General features: G+C 73.9%; 15 protein-coding genes. 8 read left to right on the top strand and 7 right to left on the bottom strand.

Annotated elements, in window-relative coordinates; genetic code table 11:
- Positions 1–60: 60 nt before the first annotated feature.
- Positions 61–828 carry a hypothetical protein gene (locus tag AC3RJ8_RS04925; RefSeq protein WP_489714822.1) on the bottom strand — a complete coding sequence of 256 codons (768 nt, stop codon included), beginning with the start codon at positions 826–828 and terminating at the stop codon, positions 61–63.
- A 123-nt stretch (positions 829–951) separates the two neighbouring features.
- Here AC3RJ8_RS04925 and AC3RJ8_RS04920 point away from each other — a divergent pair, with 123 nt between their 5' ends.
- The 5 genes from AC3RJ8_RS04920 to hisN all read left to right on the top strand — a co-directional run bounded on the left by AC3RJ8_RS04920 (position 952) and on the right by hisN (position 5,019).
- A complete protein-coding gene (locus AC3RJ8_RS04920; RefSeq protein ID WP_489714821.1) occupies positions 952–1,095 on the top strand; it encodes a hypothetical protein in 144 nt (47 codons plus the stop codon).
- 67 nt (positions 1,096–1,162) lie between these two features.
- On the top strand, positions 1,163–1,774 hold the full coding sequence (locus AC3RJ8_RS04915) for a DoxX family membrane protein (protein ID WP_489714820.1): 612 nt from the start codon (positions 1,163–1,165) through the stop codon (positions 1,772–1,774).
- Between the two features lie 51 nt (positions 1,775–1,825).
- A complete protein-coding gene (gene aroA / locus AC3RJ8_RS04910) occupies positions 1,826–3,148 on the top strand; it encodes a 3-phosphoshikimate 1-carboxyvinyltransferase (RefSeq protein WP_489714819.1) in 1,323 nt (440 codons plus the stop codon).
- Complete coding sequence (gene rsgA, locus AC3RJ8_RS04905) at positions 3,148–4,197, top strand: ribosome small subunit-dependent GTPase A (RefSeq protein WP_489714818.1); 1,050 nt, start codon at positions 3,148–3,150, stop codon at positions 4,195–4,197. Before aroA ends, rsgA begins: the two co-directional genes overlap by 1 nt.
- A 102-nt stretch (positions 4,198–4,299) precedes the next feature.
- A complete protein-coding gene (hisN, locus tag AC3RJ8_RS04900) occupies positions 4,300–5,019 on the top strand; it encodes a histidinol-phosphatase (RefSeq protein ID WP_489715577.1) in 720 nt (239 codons plus the stop codon).
- An 82-nt stretch (positions 5,020–5,101) separates the two neighbouring features.
- Here the strand turns inward: hisN and AC3RJ8_RS04895 are convergent, their stop codons facing one another.
- From AC3RJ8_RS04895 to AC3RJ8_RS04885, 3 genes are all read right to left on the bottom strand, one after another.
- On the bottom strand, positions 5,102–5,602 hold the full coding sequence (locus AC3RJ8_RS04895) for a DUF6912 family protein (protein ID WP_489714817.1): 501 nt from the start codon (positions 5,600–5,602) through the stop codon (positions 5,102–5,104).
- A gap of 78 nt (positions 5,603–5,680) precedes the next feature.
- The gene (locus tag AC3RJ8_RS04890; RefSeq protein WP_489714816.1) at positions 5,681–6,976 is read right to left on the bottom strand and encodes a CpaE/TadZ family protein; all 1,296 of its coding nucleotides are present in this window, start codon (positions 6,974–6,976) and stop codon (positions 5,681–5,683) included.
- Entirely contained in the window at positions 6,976–7,623 is a 648-nt protein-coding gene (locus AC3RJ8_RS04885) for a hypothetical protein (protein ID WP_489714815.1), read from the bottom strand. The genes AC3RJ8_RS04890 and AC3RJ8_RS04885 overlap by 1 nt, the downstream gene beginning before the upstream one ends.
- 202 nt (positions 7,624–7,825) lie before the next feature.
- On the opposite strand from AC3RJ8_RS04885, the gene AC3RJ8_RS04880 reads away from it, so the two are divergent.
- Entirely contained in the window at positions 7,826–8,035 is a 210-nt protein-coding gene (locus AC3RJ8_RS04880; protein WP_489714814.1) for a helix-turn-helix domain-containing protein, read from the top strand.
- Positions 8,036–8,098: 63 nt separating this feature from the next.
- Here the strand turns inward: AC3RJ8_RS04880 and AC3RJ8_RS04875 are convergent, their stop codons facing one another.
- Positions 8,099–8,650 (bottom strand): hypothetical protein, encoded by a 552-nt coding sequence (locus tag AC3RJ8_RS04875; protein ID WP_489714813.1) that lies wholly within the window; start codon positions 8,648–8,650, stop codon positions 8,099–8,101.
- Between the two features lie 155 nt (positions 8,651–8,805).
- On the opposite strand from AC3RJ8_RS04875, the gene AC3RJ8_RS04870 reads away from it, so the two are divergent.
- Both AC3RJ8_RS04870 and AC3RJ8_RS04865 read left to right on the top strand, forming a co-directional pair.
- Positions 8,806–9,708: a LysM peptidoglycan-binding domain-containing protein gene (locus tag AC3RJ8_RS04870; protein WP_489714812.1), complete on the top strand. Its 903-nt coding sequence runs from the start codon at positions 8,806–8,808 to the stop codon at positions 9,706–9,708.
- A 52-nt stretch (positions 9,709–9,760) separates the two neighbouring features.
- Complete coding sequence (locus AC3RJ8_RS04865) at positions 9,761–10,309, top strand: Rv3235 family protein (RefSeq protein WP_489714811.1); 549 nt, start codon at positions 9,761–9,763, stop codon at positions 10,307–10,309.
- Positions 10,310–10,370: 61 nt separating this feature from the next.
- Here AC3RJ8_RS04865 and secA read toward each other — a convergent pair whose 3' ends face one another.
- Both secA and AC3RJ8_RS04855 read right to left on the bottom strand, forming a co-directional pair.
- Positions 10,371–13,340 carry a preprotein translocase subunit SecA gene (secA, locus tag AC3RJ8_RS04860; protein ID WP_489714810.1) on the bottom strand — a complete coding sequence of 990 codons (2,970 nt, stop codon included), beginning with the start codon at positions 13,338–13,340 and terminating at the stop codon, positions 10,371–10,373.
- 155 nt (positions 13,341–13,495) lie between these two features.
- On the bottom strand, positions 13,496–15,079 hold the full coding sequence (locus tag AC3RJ8_RS04855) for a cation:proton antiporter domain-containing protein (protein WP_489714809.1): 1,584 nt from the start codon (positions 15,077–15,079) through the stop codon (positions 13,496–13,498).
- Between the last annotated feature and the right edge of the window lies 1 nt (position 15,080).

Here is a 15,080-nt window from a genome sequence, read left to right as displayed (position 1 = left end):
GAAGTCGATGAGTGCCGAAGAACTGCCGCAGGCCCGCCGTGTCGCGCGACACGGCGGGCGTCAGGTCGGGCTGATCGCGACGAGCGCGAGGAGCAGCGTCACGAGTCCGCCCCACAGCGCGAGGGGAACACGCCCGGCCACCGGGCCCCCGCGCCGCCCGCCGCGCGCACCGACCAGACACACGACGAGCGTGGAGACCGCCGCGCCGATCGCGCCGGCCCAGAGGAACGGCACCGCGGCCGACGGGTCACCGGGCTCCCCGAAGAACGACGCCGCCGAGATCATGGCGGCGAAGCCCGCCCAGGCGGGCAGGAGGAGGAGACCGAGCGTCGCCGCGAGCCAGACGAGCGGAGACCGCCAGTCGTCCGTCCGGTCCGCGGGCTCCTGCGCGGCCGAGCCGTCCACGTCATGTCGTCGGACGTCCCGCCACGCCACCCACGCGCGCCCACCGGCGGCGCCACCCACGGCGGCGACCACGGACGACGGCGTGGAACCCCACGCCGGCAGCAGGAGGGAGCCGAGCAGGCCGCCGGCCGCGAAGACCGCCACCTGGACCGGCACGGGCCGCGCCGCGAGCAGGGCGGTGACGAGGGCGGCTCCGGGAACACCCACGAGCACGGCCGGGATGCCGGCGCTCCACAGCACTCCCACCGCGGTGGAGCTCGCGGCGCCCGGGCCCGCCGTCAGCGCGGCCAGCCCGACCGCGACCACCCAGAAGACGAGGAAGCCCGCGCCGCAGGCACGCCAGGCGACCCGCCACGGGCTCGCGACGGGCACGGCGGTGCGGCGGGCATCGGCGCCCTCGACGCCAGGTCGCGGAGAGGTCATGCTCCGCGCATCCAACCGCTCGCGACCGGACGGGTCAAGGGATCGAACTCTTGGCAGGATCTCAACGAAGCATGCCCCTCCTGCCACTCGTGGCTGGAATCTAACGGGCGAAGAATTGCTGCCATGACCTTCCTCTTCCTGCTCACCGCCCTCCTCCTCGCCGCGTGGCTCGTCGCGCTCGTCCGCGTCGTCCACCACGACGGTCTCGGTACCCGCCGGCCTCCGCGGTCCCACACGGACTGGTGGGACGACCCCGCGCCGGGGTGACCACCCGAGCGCCGACACGCGACGGCGTCGGCGAGCATGCACCCGCAGCCTCTGCCACAGTGGGCCCATGCTGCTGCGACGACTCGCCCGACCCCTGCTGGCCGCCCCCTTCGTCCATGACGGGCTCTCCGCCGCGCTGCACCCGGCCGATCACACCGACGCGGCGCGCGAGGGTGCCGACCGGGTCACGAGGGCGCTCGGGGTCGACGAGCTGGACGACACCCAGGTCTCCCTCCTGGTCCGTGCCCACGGCGCCGCCACGGTCGCCGCGGCCCTGCTCCTCGCCGTCGGGCGCGCTCCCCGGACCGCCGCCCTGACCCTCGCCGCGCTGACCGCCCCGCTCGCCGTCGTCAACCAGCCGTTCACGTCCCGTGGCGACGCGAAGCGCGAGCGGACCGGCAAGTTCGTCCGGAACCTCGGCGCCGTCGGTGCCGCCGTGATCGCCGGCATCGACCTCGAGGGCCGGCCCGGCGTCGGCTACCGGATCGAGCAGAAGCGGGCCGCGGCGTCGAGGTCCGCCAAGCACGTCGCGGAGTCGGTGTCCAAGGACGCCCAGCACGCCGCGTCGTCGGCGTCGAAGTCCGTCAAGCACACCGCCCGGTCGGCGACCAAGGACGCCCGGGCCGCCTCCCGGCAGGCCAAGGCGTCCGCGGCGAAGATGAAGGCGAAGGTGTCCTGACCGCCGGACGCCGTCACCGCCGTCGGGCCCCCGTCAATTAGGCTCGGGACCATGACGACAGCGCCCGACCAGACCACCGCACCGCTCTGGGACGCCCCGGTGGCCGAGGGCTCCCTGGACGCGACAGTCGAGGTCCCGGGCAGCAAGTCCCTCACGAACCGGCTGCTCGTGCTCGCCGCGCTCGCCGACGCTCCGGGGACGCTGCACGGCGCGCTGCGCTCCCGCGACGCCGACCTCATGATCGGCGCGCTGCGGTCCCTGGGCACCACCGTCGCCGAGGGCGAGTCCCCCAGCACCCTGCACGTGACCCCCGGCCGCCTCACCGGCGACACCGCCGTCGACTGCGGCCTCGCCGGGACGGTCATGCGGTTCCTGCCGCCCGTCGCCGCGCTGGCCCACGGCGACGTCCGGTTCGACGGCGACCCCGAGGCACGCGTGCGCCCGATGCTCCCGGTGCTCGCCGGGCTGCACAGCCTCGGCGTGCAGGTGACCGGGGACGGCGCGGGCTTCCCGACCCACCTGCCGTTCACCGTGCGCGGCCGCGGGCGCGTCGCCGGCGGTGCCGTCGACGTCGACGCCTCCGGGTCGTCGCAGTTCGTCTCCGCGCTCCTGCTGGCCGCCCCCCGCTTCGAGCGGCCGCTGGAGCTGCGCCACATCGGGGCCACCCTGCCGAGCCTGCCGCACATCGAGATGACCGTCGCCACCCTCCGCGACGTCGGCGTCGTGGTCGACGACTCCCGCGACGGCATCTGGCAGGTCACGCCCGGCCCGATCGCCGCCCGCGACGTCCGCGTCGAGCCCGACCTGTCCAACGCCGCGCCGTTCCTCGCCGCCGCCCTCGTCGCCGGCGGCACGGTCCGCGTCCCGGGGTGGCCGGCGCGCACCACGCAGCCCGGCGCAATGGTCCCCGAGCTGCTGGAGCGGATGGGCGGTGCCGCCTCCCTGGAGGGCGACGTCCTCACCGTCACGGGGACCGGGCAGATCCGCGGCGTCGACGTCGACCTGCACGCGGGCGGCGAGCTCGCCCCGACGTTCGCCGTCCTGGCCGCGCTCGCCGACTCCCCGAGCCGGCTGCGAGGCATCGCCCACCTGCGCGGCCACGAGACCGACCGGCTGGCCGCCCTCGCCACGGAGATCACCCGCCTGGGCGGACGGTGCGAGGAGACGCGCGACGGCCTGGTCATCACCCCGCGCCCGTTGCACGGAGGCGTCTTCCGCACCTACGCCGACCACCGGATGGCGACGTCGGCGGCGTTGCTCGGGCTGCGGGTGCCGGGGGTCCAGGTCGAGGACGTGGCCACCACCGCCAAGACGCTGCCCGGGTTCGACACGATGTGGCTGCGGATGCTGCGCCGGACGGCGCAGGAGGCCTGATGGCGCGCCGGGTCCGCGACGAGCACGCACGGTACGCGCGCCCGTCGAAGCACGGTTCACGGCCCCGCAGCAAGCAGCGTCCCGAGCACGCCGACGCCGTGGCCGGGCTGGTCGTCGGCGTCGACCGGGGGCGGTACACCCTGGTCCTCGACGAGGGCGGTCCGGACGAGCGCGAGATCCTCGCCATGAAGGCGCGCGAGCTCAGCCGCACCCGCGCCGTCGTCGGCGACGTAGTCGACGTGGTGGGCGACACCTCGGGGCAGGAGGGTACGCTCGCCCGCATCGTCCGCATCACCGAGCGCACGTCGGTGCTGCGCCGCACCGCCGACGACAACGACCCCTACGAGCGCATCGTCGTGGCCAACGCCGACCAGCTCGTCGTCGTGACCGCGCTCGCCGAGCCCGAGCCGCGCACCGGCATGATCGACCGCTGCGTCGTCGCCGCCTACGAAGCCGGCATGGACGTGCTGCTCTGCCTGACGAAGGCGGACCTCGCCTCCCCGGACGAGCTGCGCGACCTCTACACCCCGCTGGGAGTGGAGGTGGTCGTCGCCCGTCGCGACGCCGCCGACACCGTCGAGGCGGTCCGCGAGCACCTGCTCGGGCGCACGTCGGTGCTGGTGGGGCACTCCGGCGTCGGCAAGTCGACGCTCATCAACGCGCTCGTGCCCGACGCCGCGCGGGCCACGGGCGTGGTCAACGACGTGACCGGCCGCGGCCGGCACACGTCCACCTCCGCCGTCGCGCTCCGCCTGCCCGTCGCCGCCGGGACCGCCGAGCGCACCCACGACGGCTGGGTGATCGACACCCCGGGGGTACGCTCCTTCGGCCTCGCGCACGTCGAGGTCGCCCACCTCCTGGCAGCGTTCGAGGACCTCGACGAGGTGGCGGCGCAGTGCCCGCGAGGCTGCACCCACCTGGCGGACGCCCCGGACTGCGCGCTCGACGAGTGGGTCGACAAGGCGCCGGACGAGGAGTCCCGCACGACACGCGCGTCCCGCCTGACGTCGTTCCGCCGCCTGCTGGTCTCCCGGACCGCTACCGTGTGAGTCGTGGCCACCTTTCAGCGAACCTCCAGCCAGCACGGGCACGGACGCACGTACGAGGACGACCTGCGCCTGGCCCACGTGATCGCCGACCAGGTGGACTCGATGACGATGTCCCGGTTCCGCGCGGTGGACCTGCACGTGGAGACCAAGCCCGACCAGACCCCCGTGTCCGACGCCGACCGCGGTGCCGAGGACTTCATCCGCGCCCAGCTCGCCCGGGCCCGGACGCGGGACGCCATCGTGGGCGAGGAGCGGGGCGAGTCCGGCAGCGGCGCGCGCCGCTGGATCATCGACCCGATCGACGGCACCAAGAACTTCGTGCGCGGGGTCCCCGTGTGGGCGACGCTCATCGCCCTGGCCGAGGGCGACGAGGTCGTCATGGGGCTCGTCTCCGCACCGGCCCTGGGGCGTCGCTGGTGGGCGGCCAAGGGATCAGGGGCCTGGACGGGCAAGTCGATCGCGGCCGCTACGCGGATGCACGTCTCGGGGGTGTCCTCCCTGCGCGACGCGTCCTTCGCGTACTCGTCCCTGGACGGCTGGGAGGAGCGCGACAAGCTCAACGGGTTCCTGGACCTGACCCGCGAGTGCTGGCGCACGCGCGGGTACGGCGACTTCTGGTCGTACATGCTCGTGGCCGAGGGTGCTGCGGACATCGCGGCGGAACCCGAGCTGGAGCTCTACGACATGGCCGCGCTGGTGCCGATCGTCGTCGAGGCGGGCGGTCGCTTCACGTCCCTCGACGGCGCGGACGGGCCGTGGGGCGGCAACGCCCTGGCGACCAACGGGCTGCTGCACGACAAGGCCCTCGTCTACCTCGGCTGACCCCTCGCTGTGGGTATGGAATCTCCCGTTCTTGTCCGCCAAGAACGGGAGATTCCATACCCACAGCGACGGGTGGGCGGGATCAGGTGAGACGGGGGACGTCGTGGGCCTCGGTGGGGTCGTACCAGAGCAGGTCCCGCTCCGCGACCCGGTCGGTCGCCACCTCCAGCGCTTCGTCGTCACCGGCGTCCACGGCGGCCAGCACCGCTCGCACGTCACCCGCGGCGGCCGGCTCGTCGACGTGGACCGCCTCGACCTTCGTGCCGGGGACGGCGACGACGTCGACGCCCGAGGGCGCCGTCTCCCCCGCCGCCGGGGTCGTGGCGTCGTCGGGCACGTCCACGGTGACGACCGCGCGCAGCGGTACGGCGCCTGCCCGGCCGACCACGAGCACGAGCGACGCGTCCGCGGCGGCGAGGAACGCCTCGTACTCCCGGGACTCCTCGTCCTCGTCGGGCAGCGCGGCCGCGAGCTCGGCGGTCACCGCGTGCGCGCCGCGGGCCGGAACGTCCCAGCGGGCGCCGCGCGCCGTCACGGTCAGGGCGTCGAGGTCGTCGAAGGTCGCGGGGACGTAGAGGCGCATGGCCCCAGTGTGCCCTGTCGTGGCACGCCGGGCAGGCAGAGTGGTCCCCAGCCCGGCGCCTCGGCCCGAGTGGGCCCGTCAGGCCGGCACGTTCACGCCGGCCCGTTCCCGCACGAGCGCCGCCAGCCCGGCGAAGGCCTGCCGGGCCGCCGACGACGGCGCGTGCTCGGCGAGGGTCCGCCCGGCCAGCAGCGCCGCGTCGAGAGCCGGACCGTCGTCCGGGACGGCGTGCACCTCACCGACGCCCGCGTAGCGGGCGAGCGCGTCGCCGACCGCCCGCGCGGGATCCGGGCCCACCGCGGAGGAACGGACCCGGTTGGCGACCACGATCCGGGCCGCCGGGACGGGCACCGGCGCCTCGGCCAGGTCCTCCAGCGCACGGACGACCCGCTGCACGCCGACGGGGTCGGCGGCACCGACGACCACGACCAGGTCAGCCGCCTGCAGCGCCGCCAGCGTCGCACCGTTGCGCTGCGGGGCGTGCGTGTCGTACATGAGCAGCTCGTCGGCCTCCACCAGCGGACCGCAGTCCACCACCGTCCAGTCCACGAGGGCGCGGGCTCGCTCGAGCACGACCTCCAGCGCGCTGGCGGGCAGCTCCGGCCAGCGCGCCGCCCGCGTGATGCCCGTCAGGACTCGCAGCCGGCCCTCGACGACCGGCGCGTGCCGGGACAGCGTGGCCAGGTCCAGGGTGCCGTGCCCCGCCGCCCGGGCGACGGCGGCCAGGCCGGGGGCGTCGTCGAGCAGGCCGAGCCGCGAGGCGACGCACGACCCGTACGTGTCGGCGTCGACGACGAGGGCGGACGCGGCCGGCCCGGCGGGCGCCTCGCGGCGGCCGCGCCGCCGTCCGGAGCGCCGCCCGCCCACGCCGGCCAGCTCGGCGGCCAGCTCGATGGCGGTCGTGGTCCGGCCCGGTGCCCCGACCGGCCCCCAGACGGCGACGACCGCACCGTGCCGCGCACCCTCGGCGTCGTGGCCGGCCAGCGCGGAAAGGTCGTTCTCGCGGGTGGCGAGCGGGTCGTCCACGCGCGCCGTGTCCCGCACCGCGTCCAGGAGCCTCGGGTCGGCGGACCCGTCGAGGACGGCCTCGAAGCCGAGGGCACGGAGGCGCTCGGCCGGGCCGTCGTCGGCCAGCGCGACCACGCGGGCACCGGCCCCGTGGAGCCGTCCCACCGCCTCGCGGTCCAGGCCCGGCAGGTCCGCGGACACGACGGCGACCTGCCCAGCGCCCGCTGCCGCCGCCGCCAGCAGCTCGGTCAGGTCCCCGCAGCGGCGTGTGACGCTGGTCCCGGTCCCGGGAGCACCCAGGGCGAGCACCACGTCCATCTCGGCAGGTCCGCTCACCGCGCAGAGGACGGTGATCTCGGCCGGCATCAGGTGCCGACCACGGGCACGACGGCGACCTGACCGTCGGCGCCCAGCGCGGACAGGACGGCGGACAGGTCCTCGGCACCGACCAGGACGTGCAGCGTCCCGCGGTCGGCGACGACCAGACCTCCCTCGGTGGCGTCCACCTGCTCGACGACGACGCCGGCGACGAGCGGTTCCGGTGCCGCCGCCTCCTGGGCGCCCTGCGCCGCCGTGGGGACGAACCACAGGTCGACGACGGCGCCCTCGCGGATCCGCTCGGAGAGACCGGCCCCGATCGGCACGGCGACCGAGCGCACGTCGACGGAGTCGGCGGCCCCGATCGCGGTGGCCGCGACGAGCTCGCCGTCCCCCACCACCCGCACGGCGACCTGCCCGTCCGGGAGACCGGCGTCGGCCCGCAGGTAGCGGTCCGCCTCCACGCCGAGGTTGACGTCGACGGTGCGCAGCCGCGACGCGTCGACGGGCTCGCCGGGGGTCAGGGTGCCGGACGCCGCGTACACGGACACGGTGCGGTCGGCGCCGGAGACGACCCACGATCCCAGCGCGACGGCGACCGCCACCAGGACGACACCGACGACGAACCGAGGGTCTCGCCAGGTCGGGCGGCGCAGACGCGGGGCGGTCGGGGCCGGGAGTGCTTCGTTGGTCACGCTGGTCCTTCGGGAGTCGGACGGACGCTTCGCTGCGTCCGGTACGGGTGATCGGTCCGTCGGGCGCGACGAACGCTAGCGGCCGTCGCACTCGTGATGACGGCCCGATCCATCATCCGGGACATCACGGCGAACCGGAAGCATCGACCATCATCTGTGGACAACTCGCACGTACCGAGGCCCTGTGTGGGAAGATCGGCCCATGGCCAGCCGCTTCCTCTCCCTCGCCGAGGTGCAGGAGATCCTCAGCATCTCCGCCGCCCAGGCGTACTCGCTCGTCCGCTCGGGCGAGCTGCCGGCGATCCAGGTGGGCCCCAAGAAGGTCTGGCGCGTGGAGACCGTCCAGCTCGAGGAGTACATCGCCCGGCAGTACGACCGGACCCGCGCCCGCATCGACGCCGGCGACCTGTGACCACCGTTCCGCACGACCGGCACGACCGGCACGACCGGCACGACCGGCACGACCGGCGAACCGTCAGGCCTCGCTGACCCGGACCAGGGCAGAGAACGGCACGACGCGCGTCCCCGACCCGGCCGCATCGAGCTCCGCCACGTCGAGGTGGTCCGCGCCGACCCGCGCGACCCGTCCGAGCAGCACCTGAGCCGAGGTGCGGACCTGCACCCGGGCGCGGTCGCGCTGCAGCCCCCGCAGGGCGGTCCCCAGGCCCAGCCCGTCCGTGCGTGCGGCAGATGGCGTCGCGTAGGGCCCCAGGCCGGTGACACCCACGACGGCGGACAGCGGCACGAGGTGCTGCACCCGGCCACCCTGCGCGGTGCGGGCGTCGACCTGCACCCAGGTCGTGGCCACCCGCTCGAGCCGCCCCGCGAGCGACTCGCCGTCGGACAGGTCGAGGCGCAGCACCCGGCCCTGCGCGGCCCGCAGCCGGTCCACGAGCGGCACCGAGGCCTGCTCGGCACGGGTGAGCTCGGCGACGGCGCCGTCGCGCTCGGCCGCCTCCTCCGCCGCGAGCTGCGCCTCCAGATCGGCGAAGAGCAGCGTCCAGCGGGCCGCCCCTGATGTCGTCACCGGTGGTCCTCCCGTCCGTCGGCCCTGGTCGGGCCGCGGCCCAGGATGCCCTGCCCTGGACAGGAGGGCCACAGTGCGGTTCAATATCTGCCACCAGAGCACATCAAATGGCATCAAACGACATGATCGACGTTGATTCGACGGAAGGTTGCCAGATGAACCACCGGGCGACGACACCCGGCCAGCCGCGTCACCGCTCCGCCGGAGCGGTGCGCAGCACCCTGGGGCTGCTCGCGATGCTCCTGGCGTCCGCCGGCGCCGCGACGCTGCTCGCGCTCCGGGTCCAGGCGGTCGTCCCCACGCGAGAGACGGCGCCGACGCTCGGGGTCGACACGTGGGTCGAGCTCGCGGTCCTCGTCGCCGGCCTCGGCGCCACGGCCTGGACCCTGCTGGGGACGGTCGCCGCGCTCGTCGGCGTCGTCGCGGTGCGCCGAGGACGGCCCGGTCGCACGGCAGACGCGGTCGTGGGCCGCTGGGCGCCCGCCGTCGTGCGCCGGCTCGCCTGCGGTGCCGTCGGTGCCGGCCTCGGTGCCGGCCTGGCGCTGACCCCCGCCGCCGCCCTCGCCGACGACCGGCCAGGGACGGACACCGACCCGGCCGTCGTCCTCGAGCTCGGCTGGGAGAGCACCGCCCAGGACCCGGCGCCCGAGCCTCCGCCCGCGGCGGACGCCGACCTGCCGGACGGGCCTGCCCCGTCCCCCGAGGACGAGGCCGGCGACGGGTCGCCCGGCGAAGAGCCCGCCAAGCCGTCCGCCGAGCCGTCCGCCGAGCCGCCGGCCGACCCGACCGGCGAGGGACCGGACGACCGAGCGGAGGGGCAGCGTGCCGACCCCGTCCTCGGCGAGGTCCAGCGGACGTCGAACCAGGTCCACGCCGCGGACGAGACCGTCGTCGTGCGCGGCGACACCTTGTGGGACATCGCCGCGCGCGGCCTTCCCCCGGGCGCCACGGACGCGGACATACTCCGGGCGGTCACGGCCTGGCACGACGCCAACCGGGACGTCATCGGCGGCGACCCCGACACGATCCTCCCCGGCCAGGTGCTGCACGCGCCCTGACCGGCTCTCGCACCCGGCCACACCCGTTGCCCGCACCACTCCCGGAGACCCCATGACCGCCACCGCGTCCGAGAACACCCGACCGACTGACGCCGCGACGCGCCGGCTGCGCGTCACCGGCACACCCCGCGGCCGCCGTCCGGCCGAGCCGCCACGCGCGACGAGCCGCAGACCCGCACCGTCCCGCCGGGTGCGCCTCGGTGCCGTCCCGGCCGATCCGGTCCCGACTCCCGGCCGCCCGTCGGCCCAGACGCCGGCCGCACCGGCACGGCTGCCGGACCCCACAGCGATGTGCGGCTCCGTCGTCCGTGCCGCCGTCGAGGTGCTGCGGGGCGAACGTCCGGCGACCCACCTCGCGCGGTGGGTGACACCCACGGTCCTCGACCAGCTCGTGCACCGGGCTCGGCTCGTCCAGGCGCAGCGCGGCGAGGGGCGTGCCGGGCTGCCGGTGACCGTCCGGCGGATCCGCACCGTCCGCCTCGGGGACAGCACGGCCGAGGCGACCGTCGTCCTCGAGGACTCCGGACGCGTCCGCGCCGCCGCCGTCCGGCTGGAGGCTCGACGAGGCGTCTGGCGGGTGGCCGTGCTCGAGCTCGGCTGAGGTGCAGACTCAGCCGAGAAGGCACCGCCGAGGCGGAGGTGCGGCTATCCGGGCACCGAGGTCACTCGTTGACGCCGTGGCACATCTTGTACTTCTTGCCGGAGCCGCAGGGGCAGTGCGCGTTGCGAGGGGTTCCGGGGAAGGTACGGCCGTCGGCGTTCGCGGCGGACGCCTCACCGTGCAGCGCCCGACGCTCCGCCCGCGAGCCACCGCCGGACGACGAGGCCGAACCGTCCTCGCTGGGTGCCGTGTACTGCAGGTTCTGCGGGGGCTTGGGGTTCTCGAGCCCCTTGGCGACCAGCACGGGCTCCTCGGTCCCGCCGAACGCGGCGGGCACCTCCGGGCCGTCGGCAGCCGTCGTCGCGGGCTCCTCGTCGTCGGGAGCGTCCTCGACCGCGTCGGCACCGGCGACGGCCGGCGCCCCGCCGGCCCCGATCGCCTGCGCCGCCGACGAGCCGGCAGCGGCGACGGCAGCGTCCACCGAGAGGGTCGGACCGTCGCCCGTCGCCGGGTCGCCCGACCCGCCGGCCTGCTTGACCTCGACCTCGAGGTTGAAGAGGTAGCCGACCGACTCCTCCTTGATCGCCTCCGTCATGGCCTGGAAGAGCTGGTAGCCCTCGCGCTGGTACTCGATGAGCGGGTCGCGCTGGGCCATCGCGCGCAGACCGATGCCCTCCTTGAGGTAGTCCATCTCGTAGAGGTGCTCGCGCCACTTGCGGTCCAGGACCGAGAGCACGACGCGTCGCTCGAGCTGACGCATCGCCGGCGACCCCAGGGACTCCTCGCGGGCCGCGTACGCCACCCGGGCGTCCGACAGCAGCTCCTCGAGCAGCATCTCCCGGGTGAGACGGTCGCGACCGCCCGCCTCCGAGACGACGTCGTCCACCGTGATCGAGACCGGGTAGACCGACCGCAGGGCGGTCCAGAGCCCGTCGAGGTCCCAGCCTTCGGCGTTGCCGTCGTCGGCCGTGCCCTCCACGTACGCGGTGATGACATCGGTGACGAAGTGCTGGACCTGCTCGTGCAGGTCCTCACCCTCCAGGACGCGGTGACGCTCGTCGTAAATGACGGTGCGCTGACGGGACAGGACGTCGTCGTACTTGAGGACGTTCTTGCGGATCTCGAAGTTGCGGGACTCGACCTGCGACTGCGCGCTCTGGATGCCGCGCGTGACCATCTTCGACTCGAGAGGCATGTCGTCCGGGAATCCCGCGCGGCCCATCATGGACTCGGCGAGCCCCGAGTTGAACAGCCGCATCAGGTCGTCCTGCATCGACAGGTAGAAGCGCGACTCACCCGGGTCGCCCTGACGACCCGACCGCCCGCGCAGCTGGTTGTCGATCCGCCGCGACTCGTGGCGCTCGGTGCCCAGCACGTAGAGGCCGCCGAGCTCGACGACCTCCTCGTGCTCCGCGGCGACGGACTCGGTGGCCTTCTCCAGGACCTCCGGCCAGGCCGCCTCGTAGGCCTCCGGGTCCTCGGTCGAGTCGAAGCCCCGGGCCGCCATCTCGGCGACCGCCGTGAACTCGGCGTTGCCGCCGAGCATGATGTCGGTACCGCGACCGGCCATGTTCGTCGCGACCGTGACCGCGCCCTTGCGTCCCGCCTGCGCGACGATCGAGGCCTCGCGCTCGTGCTCCTTGGCGTTGAGGACGTCGTGCGGCACGCCGGCCTTCTTCAGCAGCCGGGACAGCAGCTCGGACTTCTCGACGCTCGTGGTGCCCACGAGGACCGGCTGCCCCTTGGCGTGCCGCTCGACGATGTCCGCGACGACGGCGTTGAACTTGCCGTCCTCGTTCTTGTAGACGAGGTCGGGCTGGTCCTTGCGGATCATCGGCCGGTTGGTCGGGATCGGCACGACGCCGAGCGTGTAGGTGCCCTGGAACTCGGCCGCCTCGGTCTCGGCGGTACCGGTCATGCCGCCGATCTTGTCGTACAGGCGGAAGTAGTTCTGCAGGGTGATCGTGGCGAGGGTCTGGTTCTCCGCCTTGATCTGCACGCCCTCCTTGGCCTCGATGGCCTGGTGCATGCCCTCGTTGTAGCGACGGCCGGCGAGGATGCGGCCGGTGTGCTCGTCGACGATCATGACCTCGCCGTTGAGCACGACGTAGTCCTTGTCGCGCTTGAACAGCTCCTTGGCCTTGATGGCGTTGTTGAGGAAGCCGATGAGCGGCGTGTTGAGCGACTCGTACAGATTGTCGATCCCGAGGTAGTCCTCGATCTTCTCGATGCCCGGCTCGAGCACGCCGACGGTGCGCTTCTTCTCGTCGACCTCGTAGTCCTTCTCGACCTGCAGGCGCTTGACGACCTTGGCGAACTCCACGTACCAGCGGTTCGCGTCGCCCGAGGAGGGACCCGAGATGATGAGCGGGGTCCGCGCCTCGTCGATGAGGATCGAGTCGACCTCGTCGACGATCGCGAAGTGGTGACCGCGCTGGACCAGGTCGTCCGGCGACCACGCCATGTTGTCGCGCAGGTAGTCGAACCCGAACTCGTTGTTCGTGCCGTAGGTGATGTCGGCCGCGTACTGGGCGCGCCGCTCCGCCGGGTTCTGGCCCGACACGATCACGCCCGTCGTCATGCCGAGGAACCGGTAGACGCGGCCCATCAGGTCACCCTGGTAGCGCGCGAGGAAGTCGTTCGTCGTGACGACGTGCACACCCTTGCCGGTGAGCGCGTTGAGGTAGGCCGCCGTCGTCGCGACGAGCGTCTTGCCCTCACCGGTCTTCATCTCGGCGATGTTCCCGAGGTGCAGGGCCGCGCCGCCCATGAGCTGGACGTCGAAGTGGCGTTGGCCGAGCGTGCGGCGGGAAGCCTCGCGCACCGTCGCGAAGGCCTCGGGGAGCAGGTCGTCGAGCGACGCCCCGTGCTCGAGCCGCTCCTTGAACCGGCCCGTCTCCTCCTGCAGCTCGGTGTCGCTGAGCTCGGTGAAGCTCGACTCGAGCTGGTTCACCTGCTCGGCGAGTCCGGTCAGCTTCTTGAGGATCCGGCCTTCGCCCAGGCGGAGGATCTTCTCGAGGATCGCAGGCACGCAGTTCTCCCGTGTCGGTGGTGCCCGGGAAGCCTCCCGAGCCCGTTCGGTGGCGGCGACCGGGGCCGGACGACGGCGTCGTCGTCCCGGTCGCACCGCCTGTCATCCTATTCCCCCGCGGCAGAGCTCGGGGCCAGGTTCGCGACCGACGAACGTCACCGGTCGGTGGCCAGCACCTCCGCGGCGCGGTCCGCGAGCTCCGCACCGGCGGCGCCGTACAGGTGGAACACCGCGTCGGCCCCGTGCCGCCGCAGCTCGTCGGCGTCGTCGTCGTAGCGCGCGATCGCGGCGACGAGCCCCTCGAACCCCGCGTCCTGCAACCGGGACAGGGCGATGAGGTTGGCGTTGTGGAACGGCATCGCCAGCACGGCGAGGCGCACGTGCCCGGCGCGCTTGACCCGGGCCCAGAACTCCAGGTCCGTCGCGTCGGCGCGGACCACCTCGAAGCCATCGGACTGCAGCGCGTTCACCCGCTGGTCGTCGTGCTCGACCCCCACCACCCGCAGACCGTACACGTCACGCAGGCGGGCGCACGCCGTGTTCCCGACCCGCCCGAGCCCGAGCACCACGGCGTCGGCGTGCCCGATGTCGACCAGGCGGTCGTCCGGGTGCAGCGACGTCGGCGGCTTCCTCGGCAGCAGGCGCGTGAGCGCCGAGGCGATCTCGACGCCGCGCCGGTTCACCACGGAGGCCAAGACGAAGCTCATCGCCACGGCCAGGGACACGACGACCACCCAGTCCTCGTCGAGCAGGCCGTGCTCCGCGCCCACCACCGCGACGATGATGCCGAACTCGGAGAAGTTGCCGAGCACGAGCCCGACGAGCATCGCCGTCCGCCGTCGCAGCCGCATCATCCACAGCAGCACCGCGAACCCGGCCGCCTGGAGCGGCAGCAGCACGAGCAGTGCCGCCGCCATGCCGAGATGCTGCAGGGTGGGCGTGCCGTGCAGCCCGATCTCGAGGAAGAACGCCACCAGCATGAGGTCCTTGAACGACATCAGCGACCGCGACATCTCTCCGGCGCCGGGGTGGGACGCCAGCAGCATGCCCATGACGAGGGCGCCGAGGTCTCCGGAGATCCCCAGGTGCTCGAAGAGGTAGAACCCGGGCCCGAGCGCGAGCGCGACCCCGAAGAGGGCCTGGAGCTCGCCGTGCCCGACCCGGTCCCAGACGGCGTGCAGCGCCCGGCGTCCCGGGACGAGCAGGACGAGCAGCAGCGCCCACGGGCTCGGGAGCTCCCCGGTCGCGAGCACGAGGAAGACGACCGCGGCGATGTCCTGGAGCACCAGGATGCCCACGGCGATCCGGCCGTACAGGCTGGTCGCGTCCGAGCGGTCCTCGAGGACCTTGACGACGAACACGGTCGAGGAGAACGACAGGGCGAACGCGATCAGCGCGATCGTCGTCAGCGCCTCACCACCGAGGAGCGCGGCCCCGGCGACGGCGAGCAGGGCCAGGAACCCGACGCCGACCAGCGTGCTGATCACCATGTGCGAGACGGTGGTCACCCAGATCTCCGACCGGGCGAGGGTCCGCACGTCGAGCTTGAGCCCGATGGTGAACAGCAGCAGCGAGACGCCGACCTCGGCGATCGTGCCGATGCCCGGCAGCTCGGGCGCCCCGGCGGCACCCAGGGCGAACCCGGCCACCAGGAAGCCCACGAGGGGCGGCAGCTTGACGAGGCGGGCCAGCAGCCCGCCCGCGAACGCCGCCCCGAGGTACAGCGCGATGACCTCCATG

This window comes from Isoptericola sp. MSGPD8_1_ISO-PGPR-S23-394 (genome assembly GCF_058072785.1).
This window is presented reverse-complemented; position numbering and strand designations above follow the sequence as displayed.